The following is a 15,275-nucleotide window of genomic DNA, read 5'->3' as shown; positions in this document are numbered from 1 at the left end:
CGGTCTAGATTGGCAGGCAGGGAGAATGCGATGGCCACACTGCAATTGAACGGGCGGATTCTGTTTCTGAGCGCGGACGCGGAGAAAGTCGAACGCCAACTGGCGGGCGAAGACTTGTCGGCGGAAGCGGCGGCTCCGTTGCGCGACGATGTCTCCACCGACGAGATCACGCCCATCAGCGTGCTGACGCGTTTCGACGAACGGCTCGGCCAGTGTCCGTATGTCGGTTTCCATGTGGACGGGCGACGTCCGCTGGGTCGCGATGCGGTGCGCACGGGCGGCTTTCAGGTGACGGTGGCCGGCAACCGCTATGGCAAGGGTTCATCGCGGGAACACAGTCCGCTGGCGGAATACCATGCGGGCATCCGGCTCGTGATCGCGCGCAGCTTCGAGCGCATCTATCGGCAGAACGCGGACAATCTCGGTCTGTTTACCTCGACCGACTTCGGGCTGATCGAGCGCATTCGCCGGGGCGAGGCGATCGGGATCGACGAACTGGTCGACGGGCGCGATCCGCTCGCAGCCGCGATTCTGCGCAGCGGCGGCCTGTTGCGATACGGCCAGGCGCATATGCGCAACGTGAGCATCGGCGTACCTTCCAACGATGCCGCGCCGCGCACGCTCGTCGAGAAGATCCTCGCGCGCCACGCGTTGACCACGGACGTCACGAATGCATCGATCGAAGCGGGCAGCGGCATCTTCGTGCGCGCGGACTGGCGCTTCATCCACGAGTACTACACCGGCATGGCCGCGCACATGCTGCATGCGACCTTTGGCCGGCCGCTCGCGCTGCACGACGCGAACAGCATGCTCGCGTTCGAGGATCATCTGTCGTATTCGCATCGCAGCGAACTGCATGTGCAGAACGGCTTGCTGCCGGACGTGCGCGAACTGTCGGCGGCGCATCGTGCGTTTGCGCGCGACTACGGCGTGCGCAATCACGGCTATCTGAACGAAAACGCAAGCGAACGCGAAGAAGGCTCCGAAGGCATCTCGCACGCAATGATGGCGGAACGCTACGCGCTGCCGGGACAGGTCGTCGCCGGCACGGATTCGCATACGCCGCACAGCGGTGCGCTGGGCTGCGTCGCGTTCGGCGTCGGCACGACGGACATGGCGAACGCCTTCGTCACGGGCGCGGTGCGCATGACGGTGCCGGAATCGCTGCGTATCGAACTGCGCGGACCGGTGCCCGCCGGCGTGACCGCGAAGGATATCGTGCTGCATCTGCTCGCGGACCCGGCGATCCGCTCCGGCGCGGGCGTGGGCAAGGTGTTCGAATTCACTGGTACGGCCATCGCGGCCCTGTCCACCGACGAGCGCACCACGCTCACCAACATGACCGCCGAACTGGGCGGCTTCACGGGCATCGTCGCGCCGGACGAGGAGACGGTGCGCTTTCTCAAGGAGCGGCGCGGCATCGCGTTCGTCATCGAACCGTGGATGCACAGCGACGCACACGCGCACTACGCGGGCCGCATCGAGATCGACTGCGCGCAGCTCACGCCGATGCTCGCCGCACCCGGCGATCCCGGCAATGGCGTCGCGCTGGCGGCGCTCGACGAACGGCCGCGGATCGATATCGCCTATGGCGGCTCGTGCACGGCAGGCAAGCGCGAGGACTTCGATCACTATCACGCGGTGCTCGCCTGGGCGGCGGCGCGCGGATTGCGCGTGCCGGAGCACGTCAGGCTGTATCTGCAATTCGGCACGCAGGACGTGCGCGACTACTGCATCGCGCAAGGCTATGTGAAGGCGTTCGAGCAAGTCGGCGCGATCCTGCTTCAGCCCGCGTGCGGAGCGTGCGCGAACTGCGGTCCGGGTTCGTCGACGGAGTCCGCGCAAGTGACGATCAGCGCGATCAACCGCAACTTCCCGGGCCGCTCGGGTCCGGGGAAGGTGTGGCTTGCGAGCCCGCCGACGGTCGCGGCCAGCGCGCTGGCAGGCAGCGTGATGTCGTTTGCGGAATTGCGCAGCCGCTTCGACGCGGACGCCGCCTGAAGGCCACGCTCAGAGCGAGCGTTGAATCGCCTGGCCGAGCAGGTCGAGACCGAGGTCGATCTCTTCCTCGCTGACGGTCAGCGGCGGCGCAATGCGGAACACGCCGCCCATGCCCGGCAACTGCACGATGTTCATGCTGAGGCCCAGTTCCATGCAGGCACGCGTGATCTTCGCGCCGAGGCCATCGGCGGGTTCCTTGGTGCGCCGGTCCTTGACGATTTCCACGCCGAGCAGCAAGCCGCGCCCGCGCACGTCGCCGATGCAGTCGAAACGCTCCATCAGATCCAGCAGGCCGCCTCGGAGCCGTTCGCTCATCTTGCCCGCGCGCGCGACCAGTCCTTCGTTCTCGACCACATCGAGCACGCGCAAGCCGACTGCGGCCGGCAGCGGATCGGAGACGTGCGTCGTATAGAACAGATAACCGCGTTCGTGCGCGCGTTCCTCGATCTCGGCGGTGGTCATCACGGCCGCGAGCGGCAGGCCCGCACCGAGCGTCTTCGAGAGCGTGAGGATGTCGGGCGTGACGCCGTCGCGCTCGCAGGCGAACATCGTGCCGGTGCGGCCGACGCCGGTCTGCGCCTCATCGAGGATCAGCAGCATGCCGCGCTCCTCGCACTTGCGCTTGAGCGCCGCCATATAGCCTTCGGGAAGCTCGATGATGCCGCCCGAACTCAGGATGGGTTCCGCGATGAAGGCGGCGAGATTGCCGCTCGACTGACGGTCGATCAGGTCGAACGCGTAGTCGAGTTCGGCGAGGTAATCGTAATGGCCGTTGCGCTCGAATTGCGGCCGGTAGGTGAACGGCGCGGGAATCGCGAACGAGCCCACGGCCGCCGGTCCCACGCCCTTGCGGCCCGCGCTGTACGTGGCGGACGCCGCGTGTCCGGTCATGCCGTGCCATGACTGCGCGAAGCCGACCACTTCATAGCCGCCGGTCACGAGCTTTGCCATGCGGATGGCTGCCTCGTTGGATTCGGCGCCGGTGCTCAGCAGCAGCGCGCGGTCGAGCGCGCCGGGCGCGACTTCGGCGAGTCGCGTCGCGAGATCGACGACCGGCCGCGACAGCATGCCGCTGAACAGATGGTCCAGCTTGCCCGCGTATTCGTTGATGACCGACACGATCTCCGGATGGCTGTGACCCAGCACCGAACTCATCTGTCCCGAGGTGAAGTCCAGGATGGCGCGGCCATCGGCGTCATAGACGAAGCTGCCTTGTGCGCGCTCGATGATCATCGGCTGGAAGGTGGCGCCGTAGCGGATCAGATGGTCTTGGGCGTTGCGCCAAAAGCGTGCGTCTTGGTTCAGGGACACGGTGCGTCTCCGGACGGAATGAGAGGAGGGAACCTGCAGTCTAGTGGGCCGCGCGGCGACGGAGAATCGAATAGTTCTAATGTGAGCCAGAAAGGGGGCTAATACCTGTTGCTGGTTTTTGCATCAAGGCACGGATTGTTTCTGCCACGGTTATGATGGCGGGCGGCGCGCCTGGCCGTCATGCATGCGGGCGCTTTCATTCGCGCTTTCAATCGAATAACAATACTTCATCGATGGTGCCGAACCGAACCGCCCGCGCAATCCGACATTCCTTTCTCTCACTCGCCACCGCGCTCATCTGTGGCGCGGTGCACGCACAGAGCAGCGTCACGCTCTACGGCGTGATCGACACCAGTATCGAAGTCACCGATCCCGGTTCCTCTTGGACGCCGCGCATGGATTCGGGCGCGTATCGCGGTTCGCGCTTTGGCGTGCGCGGCTCGGAAGCGCTCAGCGGCGACACGCGCCTGCTGTTTGATCTGGAAAGCGGCTTCAGCTCGGCCGATGGCACCTTCGCCACCGCCAACACAATCTTCAACCGGCAGGCCTGGATCGGTGTCGGCGCGCCGTGGGGCGAACTGCGCATGGGCCGCCAGTATTCGCCGATCTACATTCCGTTCAAGGGCGGGCTCGACGCGTTCGGCGCGGGCACGATTGCGTCGGGGCTCAATAACCTGTCGAAGATCACGCCCTATACGGACAACGGCATTGCTTATCTTTCGCCCGACATCCACGGCTTCACGACCACACTGATGCTCGCATTGCGCGACGCCGGCGATGGCAATGGCCTCGGCGGCTCGTATGAAACCTTTGCGTATCGCAACGGCCCGTTCCGGGTCTCGTATGCGCATCAGCAGACCAACGATAGCGGCGCGTTGCGCTCGAATCTCGGCGGCGTGTCGTATCGCTTCGGCCATGCGACGGCCTTCGTCGCGTACTTCAACGGCGACGGCGGCACGCCGCGCTACCACGACGACGGCGTATCGGTGTCGATGCGCTATGCGTTTTCACCACGCCTGCGTGCATCGTTGGGCTATGCGTTCGCGCGCGACCGCTCGGGCGGCGACAACGATGCGGACCAGTTCAGCGTCGCGTGCGAATACGATGTGTCGCCGGCGTTGCTGCTCTATGCAAGCGGCGCGTTGCTGCGCAATCGAAGCGACGCGACGTTCACGTTGCGCGGCGTGAACGTGGTTGGCTTGCCGGCCGCTTATCCCGGCGCGCCGATACGCGGCGTGCAGCTGGGCATGATCGAGCGCTTCTGACACACGGACTCAAAAGCGATGCAGCAGGCCGATCCGCAAGGCCGCTTGCGAACTCGCCCCCGCGCCGGATGTGCCGATGAAACTCGTGCTCGAACCGATCTGCGCCTGCACGGGCACCTCATGTCCGTCGATCTCGTTGCTGCCGGACGCTTTCTGATACACAGCGAGCAGATAGACGTCAGTGCGCTTCGACAGCGTGTAATCCACGACGCTGTTCACCTGATGCCACTTGCCGCCGTACAGGCCGCTCAGTTTCGAGAACGTGTATCCAATGCCCGCACTGAGCGCCGTGTCGAAGCGATAGCGGCCGCCGATCTCGACATCGTTCAGGGTCGCACTGCGCGCGGCGACCGGTGTGAGTTGCGTATGGGTCCACAGGCCCCACAGCCTCGCGCTGCCTGTGTTGTAGCTCGTGCCGACGCCCACGGTCCGCAGGCGGCTTAGCGTCCCCAGTTCGATATTGGCGACCGCCGACGGAAACGCCGGCAGTGCGCTGCCGGGAAAGCGGATATCGGTGAATGCGGTGCCGATCGAAAACGGCCCCGCTGCGTATTTCGCGCCGAAGCTTATCGTTCTTGAAGAGCCGGGGGCGGGCACACCTGCAAAGGCGCCCGCTTCATTCGAGAAGCCGTAGAGCGCGCCGAACAAGAAGCCGCCGAAGTCGTCGCTGGTGAAGCGCACGGCGTTGTTGATGCGGCTCAGGTTCAGCTGATCGAGATCGTTGATGTGATACGCGTAGTTGCCGGCGGAGGTCAGATGGCCCATCGCGTAGTCGTGCAGGATGTCGCGCGACAGCGAGTACTGGCGCCCCAGCGTGACCGAACCGACGCCATGCCGCTCCAGTCCCGCCCACGCCTGCCGGCCGAATTCGGCGCCGCCCTGCCCGAGCGTGCCGTCGCCGGTGCTGAAGCCTTCTTCGAGCGTGAAGACCACATCGAGCTTATCGGCGAGCGTTTCCGTGCCGCGCAGCCCGAGGCGGTTGCCCTGCGCGACGCCATCGCCATGACGCAGCAGCGCGCTGCTGCCGCTCGCTGACGCCACGTGGTTCGCATAGGTGATGCCGGTATCCAGCACGCCGTACACCGTGACGCTGCCCTGCGCCTGCGCCTGCGCGACGCCGCCGGCGAAACTCAACGCGAGGGCAGGGACGGCTCGGGTCAGCATGGCATCGGTCGGTGCGATCGCGTGCCTGGACCTCGAACGCATGAAGGCATGCGTTCACGTGCGTCATTCGCTCATTTTCCGCCGCGCCAGGCTGTTCGATACAAGCATGCACGTGCGACGCCACACCCCGCGCGGTCCCGTTCGATCCTGCATGTTCCTGCAAACTGACAACGCGCCGGTGCGACTCAAGCCTGACCGGCGCGGCGCATCTGTTCGGCGAGTTCGTCGTGGTCGCGCGCGGCGAGTGCGTCGGCGGCGCCCTGGCGGTCGCGCGCTTCCTTGTTCTGACTGAGCTTGGACTTGCCCACCAGCGAGGTCAGCGCAATCTCGATCCCGACGATGTTACGCAGCATGCCCTCGATGAAATCGGCCGGCGCGTCGCCCATCTTCCACGGGGCGGGTTCGTTCGCTTCGTGATGACGCGTCAGCCGCGCCACGATGCCGCGCAGGAAGCGTTCGTCGTCGCGAATGGTGAGCGTGCCGTGCGCATGAACGACTTCGTAGTTCCACGTCGGCACCTGCTTGTGTGCCTCGTGCTTGCTCGGATACCAGTTCGGCGAGATGTACGCCTGCGCGCCCCGGAAGACGACCATGACCGGCGTGCCGGTGAGGCAGCGCTGCCAGATGTCGTTGGCGCGCGCGACGTGCGCCGTCAGCAGTCCGTGCGTGCCGATGTCCGGATCGAACTCGAAGGGAATGTGGTTCGCATCCAGCCCGGCCGCGTCATGCGTGACGAGCGTGCCGAGCGGATGCGCGCGAATGATGCGATGCAGTTCGTCGGGACGCGTGACGGCGAAGTGCGGCGGAATGTACATCGTAGGTCCTCGAACGGGGCAGATGCGGAAGACGACACTCTCGCGTGAAACAGGCACAATGAGAAGATCCAGTTTGAGTCAATTCACATGGGCCAGTTTGGTGAACCGGGCGCCGGAACCAGCCGGCGCATCTACGACATGCTGCGCGCCCAGATGGCCGACGGCACGCTGCCCGCCGGCGCCCGCCTGCCGTCGACCCGCGCGCTGGCGGCGGACCTGGCGGTCTCGCGCACCACGGTGACCGCCGTCTACGAGCAGCTCGCGGCGGAAGGCTTCGTGCTCACGTCGGCGGGACGCGCGGCGCGGGTGGCGAGTCCGCCCGTTGCGCCGCCCGTGGCGGGGGTGCCGCGTGCGTCGGCCCGGCCACCGGTGTTGTCGGATTTCGGGCGGCGCGTGGCCGGCATCGCGACGCCGCCGCTGCCGCTTCCCGCGCCGGGCGGCATTCACTTCCTGTATGGCGCTGTGGCTGCGCGCGAATTTCCGGCGCAGCTCTGGCGGCGCGCGTGGCAAGCCGAGTTGCTGCGTCAGCAGGACAGTCTCTACTACGTGCCGCCCGAAGGCGACGCCGCGCTGCGCCGCGCGTTGCAGACCTATCTGCGGCGCGCGCGCGGATTGATCTGCGACGCCGAACGCATCCTGATCGTGAGCGGCGCGCAGCAGGGCATCGACTTGTGCGCGCGGCTGCTGCTCGATCCCGGCGATGCCTTCGCCTTCGAGGATCCCGGCTATCTGATCGCGCGCCATAGTTTCGAAGCGGCCGGCGGGCGGCTCGTGCCAGTGCCCGTCGATGACGCCGGCCTCGACACGCGCCGCTTGCCCAAGGGCGGCGCGCGGCTGGTCTACGTGACGCCGTCGCATCAGTTTCCTCTCGGCGGGGTGTTGCCGGTGGGGCGGCGTCTCGGCTTGCTGCAATGGGCGCAGGTCCACGAAGCGTGGGTGATCGAAGACGACTATGACGGCGAATTCCGCTACGGCCAGCGTCCGATCGATGCACTCCAGTCCATCGATGCGAGCGGCCGCGTGATCTACATCGGCACGTTCTCGAAGGCGTTGTCGCCGCATCTGCGGCTCGGCTATCTGGTGCTGCCGGAAGCGCTGGTGCAGGTGTTCCGTCAGGCCAAGCGTCTGAGCGACCGCCATGCGCCGGTGCTCGAACAGCGCGTGCTGGCGTCGTTGATCGAAAGCGGTGCGTACGAGCGGCATGTGCGCCGCATGCGTCGAGAGTACGAGCGGCGGCGCGCCGCGCTGCTGGACGCCATTGCCGCGTCCTTGCCCGCGGATGCGCGCGTGGCGGGCACGGCGGCGGGCCTGCATGTGCTGCTGTGGCTGCCGTCCCTGCGGCCCGCCGACGAGCCCGCGCTGATCGCTGCGGCGCATGAAGCAGGTATCGGCGTTTATGCGGTGTCGCCGCTGTTCGCGAGTGCGCGTCGTTCGGCATCGGTCCGTGTCGCGGGGCTGATGCTCGGCTATGCCAGCCTGACCGTTGATGAGATCCGCCGGGGCATCGCGACGCTGGGGCGCGTCGTGAAGGCGTTCGAGAGTTGAATAGCAAAAAGGAGAAGGACGCGTGCGCGCCTTCTCCTCGTGTGCTGCCCGGCGATGCTTACAGCTTCATGCCGCCCAGCGCGCTGCCCACGGCGGTGAGCTGCTTCGTGACGCTGGTCAGATCGACGTCGGTGTGGGTCGAGGCATCGACTTGCGTGACGGGAGCGACGTTGGTCTGCGGGCTCGCGAACGACACGCCGCCGACCTGCGCGTTGGCGTTGATGCCGTTGTTCTGGAAGATAGTGCCGCTCTGGAAAATGGTGCCGCCGACGATGGCGCCCATTTCGGCACGGTCGAGGTCTTTGGTCGCGGCGAGGTTGTCGATCTTCAGCATGATGAGTCTCCTGGGTGGTTCGGTGGGTTGGTTGAGCATCAATCGTTGCGCTCGCACCTACTTATGCGAGAGGTGTGCCAGGTCAGCATGCGTGCAGTAAAAAAATCCATCAAAGCACTGTGCCGCAAGCCTGAGCGAGGTTTGATCCGGGCTGAAAGGGCGGTCCGGCGGGCATGCGCTCGCTTCGGGATGTCGGGGCTGAGGAAACTGTAGGGCGCCATGTGTCGGCAGCCGACCAACGATCGCGCGATGGGCTCCCGCCCAGTCGTTCGATGACATCGAACCGGCGATTCAGCCGCCGCGCTCTAGTCCGGCCGACATGCCCGGACTATGCTTCGATCCGTCCAGACGCTTCGTTCAACACTTCGATATCCGAAGGGGTCGAGTCGAAGCAAGGGCGCCATCGACCCTCAACCTCTTCAACAGTGGCTGTCATGAATCGAGCAGTGGCGATAACGGTTTCGATCCTCGTAGCGGGATCGATGTTATCGATGTTGGCGTTCGCCGGAACATCGCAGAAAGGCCCTGGCCTGAGACAGACGACCTTCGATGACTACGCGGATTGCGTCGTCGACACCGCCCGCGGGCATCGCGCGGCAATCCAGGTGTTGCCGTTGCAGAGACGCCGTCATGGCATCGCGGCCGCCGTCTGACGGACGGGGCAAGCATCCGTGCCGCGCGACCCGCTCGTTACCTCCCTCCGAAGGAATCTTCGCGCCCATGTCCTTGTTCTTCAGGAAGCGGTCACGCGCAATCGAGTTGGACACATGAACGGCTTGCTCAGAAAACAGGGACGACGGCGCCTGTCGACGTGGTCCACATCTGTCGCGGCGCTGAGCCTGGCCGGCTGCGTCAACTACGCGGGCATCGGCAGCGACAAACAGATCGCGCCGGCCGCCCATTACGACACCGCCGCGAGCCTGCCCGCCGGGCGCGGCGCATGGCCCGCGATGGACTGGGCCACGCAGTTCGGCGATCCGCAACTGCCCCAGTTGATCGACGAAGCACTGAAGGACGCCCCGACGATCGAGCAGGCGCGCAGCCGCATCGACAAGGCGGTGTCGATGGTCGGCGGCGCGCGCGCCGGACTGCCGCCGAACGTGAGCGGCAGCTATGAATGGAACCGGCAACGCTACACGCTGAACTCCTTCTATCCGCCGCCCTATGGCGGCACCTGGCAAAGCGAGAACACGGCGCTGTTGAGCGCGTCGTGGGATCTCGATCTGTGGGGCAAGAATCGCGACCGCCTTCACCAGGCCGTGTCGCAGAAGAAAGTGGCGGACGCCGAGGCGCAACTGGCGCGCATCACGCTCGCGGCATCGGTGGCGAGCACCTATAACGACCTGGCGCGCCTGTATGCGCTGTACGACATCCAGGCCAGCGAGGTGCAGAACCGCAAGGACATTGGCCGCATCACGGACCGGCGCGTGAAGGCGGGACTCGATACCGACGTCGAGCGGCAGACCTCCGAGGGCGAAACGGCGACCACCCGCACCAACGTCCGGAGTCTCGACGGCCAGATCGTCGCGACCCGCTATCAGCTTGCCGCGTTGCTCGGCGCGGGCCCGGATCGCGGCTTGCGCATCGCGCGGCCGTCGCTGGAAACGGGCGAACCGATCACGCTGCCCGACAATCTGCCGGCCGACCTGCTGTCGCGCCGTCCTGACATCGTCGCCGCGTACTGGCAAGTCGATGCCGACATGCAGAACGTGAAGGAAGCGAAGGCCGAGTTCTTCCCGGACATCAACTTGTCCGCAGTGGCCGGACTCGACGCCTTCGGCTGGGGGCAATTCCTGACCGCCCAGAGCGGCGCCATACAGTTTGCCCCCGCCATCCATCTGCCGATCTTCGACGCCGGCGCCTTGCGCGCGCAGTTGAAGGGCCGCTATGCGGACTTCGACTATGACGTCGCGTCCTATAACCAGACGCTCATCAATGCGCTGTCGGAGGTGGCGACCCAGGTCGCGCAGATCCGTTCGGCGGACTCGCAACTGGTGGAGGCGCGCCGTGCGCTGACGGCGCGGACGAAGGCCTTCGAGCTCGCGCTGGTGCGCTACCGGGCGGGACTGATCGCGCAGTTGGAGCTGCTGAACGCCGACGACAACCGGCTCGCCGCCGCCACCACGGTGGCCACGCTGGAGATGAGCCGCCGCAGCATGCAGATCGGGCTGATCCGGGCGCTGGGCGGCGGCTTCGACGGTTCCGCCATCGCCCTCGCCGCACCCATCGCGACCACCACGCCCATTCCTGCCACGCGGCCCAGCCAGGAATAACCGCATTTTCAAGTCTTGCCGGAGCTATCGATGAATTCTCCCGCGTCACCGGCGCCCGCCGGGCCGCCCGTCAAAGCCGCACGCCGCACATGGCTGCTGATGCTGATCCTTGCCGTGGCCGTGCTGGCGGGCATCGGCTGGGGCGTCTACTACCTGCTGGTCGCGCGTTATCACGTCGAGACGGACGATGCGTATGTGGACGGCAACATCGTGCAGATCACGCCGCAGACCTCGGGCACGGTGATCGCGGTCAATGCGGACGACACCCAGCTCGTGAGCGTCGGCGACACGGTCGTGCAGATCGATCCGGCCGATGCGCGCATCGCGCTGGCACAGGCGGAGGCCAGTCTCGGGCAGACGGTGCGCCGGACTCGCGGCCTGTACGTGGACGACGACCTGTATCGCGCCCAGATCGAGCAACGCCGTTCGGATCTCGCGCGGGCGCAGGCCGATCTGCGGCGGCGCCTCGCCACCGGCACGAGCGGCGCCGTCTCGCAGGAAGATGTCTCGCATGCGCGCGACGCCGTCGCGTCCGCCCAGGCGGCGCTGGACGCCTCCCGGCAACAGTTGAACGCCAATCTCGCGCTGACGGCCAACACGACCATTGCCGATCATCCCGACGTGCTGTCGAGCGCCACGCGCGTGCGCGACGCCTGGCTCGGCTATGCGCGCACCACCTTGCCCGCGCCGGTGACCGGCTATGTCGCGCAACGGTCGGTGCAGGTCGGGCAGCGCGTCTCGCCCGGCATGCCGCTGATGTCGCTCGTGCCGCTGGATCAGGTCTGGGTCGACGCCAACTTCAAGGAAGGGCAGCTGCGCCACATCCGCATCGGACAGGCGGTGGCGCTGACCGCCGATGTCTACGGCGATTCGGTCGTCTATCACGGCAAGGTGGTGGGCGTCACGCCCGGCACCGGCTCGGCGCTCGCGCTGCTGCCCGCGCAGAACGCGACCGGCAACTGGATCAAGATCGTGCAGCGCCTGGCAGTGCGCGTCGGCATTCCGGCCGAGGAGTTGCGCAAGCACCCGTTGCGCGTCGGGCTGTCGATGAACGTGGACGTCGACGTGAAGAACACGTCGGGCGCGCAAGTGTCGACGATGCCGGTCCTCGCGGCCGTCGGCGCCGCAGACCGGACCGACGTCTTCGCCCGCGACGGCGACGAGGCCGAAGCCTCGATCGCGCGCATCGTCGCGCACAACAAATAATCCCCGCCCGAGCTTCGACGATCCCATGTCCAAGGACTCCACGGAACTTCCTCCGCTGACGGGCGCGGCGCTCGCGCTCGGCTCATTCAGCGTGGGCCTCGCCGGCTTCATGACGGTGCTCGATTCGTCGATCGCCAACGTCGCCATTCCGACCATCTCGGGCAACCTCGGCGTCTCGGGCGACCAGGGCACCTGGGTCATCACGGTGTTTTCCGCGGCCAACGCCATCTCGATTCCGCTGACCGGCTGGCTCACGGCGCGGGTCGGACAAGTGCGCCTGTTCGTCACCGCGATCCTGCTGTTCACGCTGGCGTCGTGGCTGTGCGGCATGGCGCCGACCTTCCCGGTGCTGCTGCTCGCGCGCGTGCTGCAAGGCGCGGTCGCCGGGCCGTTGATCCCGATGTCGCAGGCGCTGCTGCTCAGTTCGTGGCCGAGGGCGAAGTCGTCGTTCGCGCTCGCGCTGTTCTCGATGGTGGTCGTGACCGGACCGATCGTCGGCCCCGCGCTGGGCGGCTGGGTGACGGACAGCTTCAGCTGGTCGTGGATCTTCTTCATCAACGTGCCGGTCGGCCTGTTCGCGGCCGCGACGGTATGGATGATCTACCGCCGCCGCGACACGCCGGTCCACAAGCTGCCCGTGGACGTGGTCGGACTCGGGCTGCTGATCCTGTGGGTCGCGTCCCTGCAAGTGATGCTCGACAAGGGGCAGGACCTGGACTGGTTCTCGTCGGGCACGATCGTCGTGCTGTGCATCTGCGCGGTGGTGGGCTTCTCGTTGTTCGTGGTCTGGGAGCTGACCGACAGCAACCCGATCGTCGACCTGACGCTCTTCAGGCAGCGCAACTTCCTCGGCGGCACCATTTCGATCTCCATTGCCTATGCGATCTTCTTCGGCACGCTCGTCCTGCTGCCGCAGTGGATGCAGGACTATCTCGGCTATCGCGCGGTGGATGCCGGCCTTGCCACCGCGCCGCTCGGCATCTTCGCGGTGATCGGCACGCCGCTGCTGGGGCGCTTGTTGCCGGGGTCGGACGCGCGCGTGGTCGGCACGTTTGCGTTCATCGGCTTCGCGATCGTGTACTACATGCGCTCGTTCTTCTATGTCCAGTTGAGCGAGGACTACATCGTGCTGCCCACGCTGCTGCAGGGCATTCCGATGGCGCTGTTCTTCGCGCCGCTGACGATCATCATCCTGTCCGGGCAGCCGCCTGAAAAAGTGCCGGCCGCAGCCGGCCTCTCCACCTTCGCACGCACGCTGGGCGGCGGCATCGGCACGTCGCTGGCGAGTGTCGTGTGGAACGACCGCACGATCCTGCATCACGCCATCCTGACCCAGCAGTCCAGCCCGAACAACCCGCTTTTCAGCGCGCAGATGCAGGCCTATCACTCGCTGCTCGGCCTGGGCCAGGGCGCGTCGTACACGCTGTTCCAGAACACGGTGCAGACGCAGGCGGCGATGCTCGGCCTCGACGACGTGTTTTATGGCGCGGCCATCGTCATGATTGCGATCATTCCGCTGATCTGGATCACGAAGCCGGACAAATCGGCCGATACGACGGTCATCGCGCACTGAGGCATGGCGTGCTTTGATCAGACCTGAAGGCGCGCTTTCGAAGCGGTCTTTGCCGCAAGAAGGCGTGCAAGTTCGACTTTCATCCTGCAAGGCGCCGACTAGAATGGTTCGAGGCGCGCCTGGATGAAACGGCGTTTCTCATCGTGTCCGAACATGACCGCGGGCACGACCTCAAGCATGGCCTCAAGGACAGGAGCTCGACAATGAAACTGATTCAAATGCTCAGGCTGGCAGGCGTGGCAGTGGTGCTCGTTTCATCCGTCAGCGCGTGGTCGCAGACCAGCGATTCCGGCTCGGCCGCGGGTCAGTCCGGTACGCCCTCGGCGAGCGCCGGCACGTCGAAGAAGGCGATGCGCCAGGCAAACCGCGCGCTCAGCAGGAAGGTCACGCAGGCGCTTCAGAAGGGCGGGGTGGATGTCGTCGGGCTGAACGTGATTGCAAAGAACGGCGCGATCACGCTGGCGGGCTATGCGCAGGATGCGACCCAGATCGATCAGGCCACGTCGATTGCCAAAGGAGTGAGCGGCGTGCGCTCCGTGAAGAATGGGCTGACCATCCAGGAAGGCGGGCAATGACCCGATGACGCAGTAAAGCAAGAGGGGGAGAAGGAGACAGTCGTCTGGTTCCTTCTCCCCGCGTGACGTCCCGGCTTACAGCGCCATGCCGCCGATCAGGCTGCCCACCGCCGTGACCGACTTCGTGATGTTCTTCACGTCGAGGTCCGTGTGCGTGGATGCATCCACTTGCGTGACCGGCGCGATGTTGGTCTGCGCGCTGCCGAAGGACACGCCGCCGATTTGCGCGTTGGCGTTGATGGCGTTGTTCTGGAACACGGTGCCGCCGACGATGGCGCCCATTTCGGCACGGTCCAGTTCCTTGCTGACTGCGAGATTGTCGATCTTCAACATGATGATGCTCCTTGAGATGAGAGGGGTGTTCAGCGAGTGAATCAGAATTTGACGCCCTGCAGCAGGCTGCCGAGGGAATCGAGCGACTTCGTCACGTTGGTCAGATCGAGCTTGGTGTATTGCGATGCATCGACCTGGGTCACGGGCGCCACGTTGATCTGCGGGCTGGCAAACGAGACGCCGCTCTGGGTGTTCGTATTGATGCCGTTGTTCTGCATGATGCTGAAACCGCCGGCGATGGCGCGCATTTCGGCACGGTCGAGGTCCTTGTGGACGGCGAGGTTGTCGATCTTCAACATGACGGGTCTCCTGATGGCGTGAGGGATGGGAGGCGTGCGGATCAGAGCGCGATGCCGCCCAGCGCGCTGCCGAGTGCACCGACCGACTTCGTGATGGACTTCACGTCGAGGTCCAGGTGCTGCGAGGCATCGACTTGCGTGACGGGCGCGACATTGGTCTGCGGGCTGGCGAAGGACACACCGGCGGCTTGCAGGTTGGCGTTGATGGCGTTGTTCTGGAAGATGGTGCCGCCGACGATGGCGCCCATTTCGGCACGGTCGAGTTCTTTGCTGACGGCGAGGTTGTCGATCTTCAACATGATGGTTCTCCTGAATGGCGTGATGGGGATGGGAAGGGTCTGGATCAGAGCGCGATGCCGCCCAGCGCGCTGCCGAGTGCACCGACCGACTTCGTGATGGACTTCACGTCGAGATCGAGATGCTGCGAGGCATCGACTTGCGTGACCGGCGCGACGTTGGTCTGCGGGCTGGCGAAGGACACGCCGGCGGCTTGCAGGTTGGCGTTGATGGCGTTGTTCTGGAAGATGGTGCCGCCGACGATGGCGCCCATTTCGGCACGGTCGAGTTCTTTGCTGACGGCG

At 65.8% G+C, this 15,275-nt stretch carries 15 protein-coding genes; 7 read left to right on the top strand and 8 right to left on the bottom strand.

The genetic code is table 11. The annotated features are described in order from the left end of the window. Positions 1-30 precede the first annotated feature (30 nt). A complete protein-coding gene (locus tag QCE88_RS27715) occupies positions 31-2,001 on the top strand; it encodes an aconitase family protein (RefSeq protein ID WP_309908078.1) in 1,971 nt (656 codons plus the stop codon). Between the two features lie 9 nt (positions 2,002-2,010). On the opposite strand, the gene QCE88_RS27710 is transcribed toward QCE88_RS27715, so the two are convergent. Beyond that, the gene (locus QCE88_RS27710) at positions 2,011-3,312 is read right to left on the bottom strand and encodes an aspartate aminotransferase family protein (protein ID WP_309908077.1); all 1,302 of its coding nucleotides are present in this window, start codon (positions 3,310-3,312) and stop codon (positions 2,011-2,013) included. Between the two features lie 233 nt (positions 3,313-3,545). Between QCE88_RS27710 and QCE88_RS27705 the strand changes: the two genes are divergently transcribed. Further along, positions 3,546-4,577 carry a porin gene (locus QCE88_RS27705; protein WP_309908076.1) on the top strand — a complete coding sequence of 344 codons (1,032 nt, stop codon included), beginning with the start codon at positions 3,546-3,548 and terminating at the stop codon, positions 4,575-4,577. Positions 4,578-4,586: 9 nt separating this feature from the next. On the opposite strand, the gene QCE88_RS27700 is transcribed toward QCE88_RS27705, so the two are convergent. Both QCE88_RS27700 and QCE88_RS27695 read right to left on the bottom strand, forming a co-directional pair. Further along, positions 4,587-5,741, bottom strand: coding sequence for a porin (locus tag QCE88_RS27700; RefSeq protein ID WP_309908075.1), 1,155 nt, complete (start codon positions 5,739-5,741; stop codon positions 4,587-4,589). A gap of 185 nt (positions 5,742-5,926) precedes the next feature. Further along, positions 5,927-6,556: an FMN-binding negative transcriptional regulator gene (locus QCE88_RS27695; protein WP_309908074.1), complete on the bottom strand. Its 630-nt coding sequence runs from the start codon at positions 6,554-6,556 to the stop codon at positions 5,927-5,929. 87 nt (positions 6,557-6,643) lie between these two features. Here QCE88_RS27695 and QCE88_RS27690 point away from each other — a divergent pair, with 87 nt between their 5' ends. After that, complete coding sequence (locus QCE88_RS27690) at positions 6,644-8,101, top strand: PLP-dependent aminotransferase family protein (RefSeq protein WP_309908073.1); 1,458 nt, start codon at positions 6,644-6,646, stop codon at positions 8,099-8,101. A gap of 58 nt (positions 8,102-8,159) precedes the next feature. On the opposite strand, the gene QCE88_RS27685 is transcribed toward QCE88_RS27690, so the two are convergent. Next, positions 8,160-8,435 (bottom strand): hypothetical protein, encoded by a 276-nt coding sequence (locus QCE88_RS27685; RefSeq protein ID WP_309908072.1) that lies wholly within the window; start codon positions 8,433-8,435, stop codon positions 8,160-8,162. Between the two features lie 767 nt (positions 8,436-9,202). On the opposite strand from QCE88_RS27685, the gene QCE88_RS27680 reads away from it, so the two are divergent. From QCE88_RS27680 to QCE88_RS27665, 4 genes are all read left to right on the top strand, one after another. Then, positions 9,203-10,708: an efflux transporter outer membrane subunit gene (locus QCE88_RS27680; protein WP_309908071.1), complete on the top strand. Its 1,506-nt coding sequence runs from the start codon at positions 9,203-9,205 to the stop codon at positions 10,706-10,708. 30 nt (positions 10,709-10,738) lie between these two features. Further along, a complete protein-coding gene (locus QCE88_RS27675; protein WP_309908070.1) occupies positions 10,739-11,914 on the top strand; it encodes an HlyD family efflux transporter periplasmic adaptor subunit in 1,176 nt (391 codons plus the stop codon). Between the two features lie 25 nt (positions 11,915-11,939). Further along, complete coding sequence (locus QCE88_RS27670) at positions 11,940-13,487, top strand: DHA2 family efflux MFS transporter permease subunit (RefSeq protein WP_309908069.1); 1,548 nt, start codon at positions 11,940-11,942, stop codon at positions 13,485-13,487. A gap of 203 nt (positions 13,488-13,690) precedes the next feature. Continuing rightward, positions 13,691-14,062: a BON domain-containing protein gene (locus QCE88_RS27665; RefSeq protein WP_309908068.1), complete on the top strand. Its 372-nt coding sequence runs from the start codon at positions 13,691-13,693 to the stop codon at positions 14,060-14,062. A gap of 75 nt (positions 14,063-14,137) precedes the next feature. Here QCE88_RS27665 and QCE88_RS27660 read toward each other — a convergent pair whose 3' ends face one another. From QCE88_RS27660 to QCE88_RS27645, 4 genes are all read right to left on the bottom strand, one after another. Then, entirely contained in the window at positions 14,138-14,395 is a 258-nt protein-coding gene (locus QCE88_RS27660; protein ID WP_309908067.1) for a hypothetical protein, read from the bottom strand. A 41-nt stretch (positions 14,396-14,436) separates the two neighbouring features. Continuing rightward, entirely contained in the window at positions 14,437-14,694 is a 258-nt protein-coding gene (locus tag QCE88_RS27655; RefSeq protein ID WP_309908066.1) for a hypothetical protein, read from the bottom strand. Between the two features lie 41 nt (positions 14,695-14,735). Continuing rightward, the gene (locus tag QCE88_RS27650; protein WP_309908065.1) at positions 14,736-14,993 is read right to left on the bottom strand and encodes a hypothetical protein; all 258 of its coding nucleotides are present in this window, start codon (positions 14,991-14,993) and stop codon (positions 14,736-14,738) included. A gap of 44 nt (positions 14,994-15,037) precedes the next feature. Beyond that, the coding region (locus QCE88_RS27645; protein WP_309908064.1) for a hypothetical protein at positions 15,038-15,275 on the bottom strand (238 nt) is incomplete at its 5' end.

The sequence above is a fragment of the Caballeronia sp. LZ035 genome (assembly GCF_031451175.1).
Taxonomy (GTDB): Bacteria; Pseudomonadota; Gammaproteobacteria; order Burkholderiales; family Burkholderiaceae; genus Caballeronia.
The sequence above is the reverse complement of the archived record's forward strand: the minus strand, read 5'-3'. Positions and strand labels throughout refer to the sequence as shown.

Excerpts from the sequence above, each read along its gene's own strand:
- QCE88_RS27715 (WP_309908078.1), top strand. The coding sequence starts at position 31 with ATGGCCACACTGCAATTGAACGGGCGGATTCTGTTTCTGAGCGCGGAC.
- QCE88_RS27705 (WP_309908076.1), top strand. The coding sequence starts at position 3,546 with ATGGTGCCGAACCGAACCGCCCGCGCAATCCGACATTCCTTTCTCTCA.
- QCE88_RS27700 (WP_309908075.1), bottom strand. The coding sequence starts at position 5,741 with ATGCTGACCCGAGCCGTCCCTGCCCTCGCGTTGAGTTTCGCCGGCGGC.
- QCE88_RS27695 (WP_309908074.1), bottom strand. The coding sequence starts at position 6,556 with ATGTACATTCCGCCGCACTTCGCCGTCACGCGTCCCGACGAACTGCAT.
- QCE88_RS27690 (WP_309908073.1), top strand. The coding sequence starts at position 6,644 with ATGGGCCAGTTTGGTGAACCGGGCGCCGGAACCAGCCGGCGCATCTAC.
- QCE88_RS27685 (WP_309908072.1), bottom strand. The coding sequence starts at position 8,435 with ATGCTGAAGATCGACAACCTCGCCGCGACCAAAGACCTCGACCGTGCC.
- QCE88_RS27680 (WP_309908071.1), top strand. The coding sequence starts at position 9,203 with ATGAACGGCTTGCTCAGAAAACAGGGACGACGGCGCCTGTCGACGTGG.
- QCE88_RS27675 (WP_309908070.1), top strand. The coding sequence starts at position 10,739 with ATGAATTCTCCCGCGTCACCGGCGCCCGCCGGGCCGCCCGTCAAAGCC.
- QCE88_RS27670 (WP_309908069.1), top strand. The coding sequence starts at position 11,940 with ATGTCCAAGGACTCCACGGAACTTCCTCCGCTGACGGGCGCGGCGCTC.
- QCE88_RS27665 (WP_309908068.1), top strand. The coding sequence starts at position 13,691 with ATGAAACTGATTCAAATGCTCAGGCTGGCAGGCGTGGCAGTGGTGCTC.
- QCE88_RS27660 (WP_309908067.1), bottom strand. The coding sequence starts at position 14,395 with ATGTTGAAGATCGACAATCTCGCAGTCAGCAAGGAACTGGACCGTGCC.
- QCE88_RS27655 (WP_309908066.1), bottom strand. The coding sequence starts at position 14,694 with ATGTTGAAGATCGACAACCTCGCCGTCCACAAGGACCTCGACCGTGCC.
- QCE88_RS27650 (WP_309908065.1), bottom strand. The coding sequence starts at position 14,993 with ATGTTGAAGATCGACAACCTCGCCGTCAGCAAAGAACTCGACCGTGCC.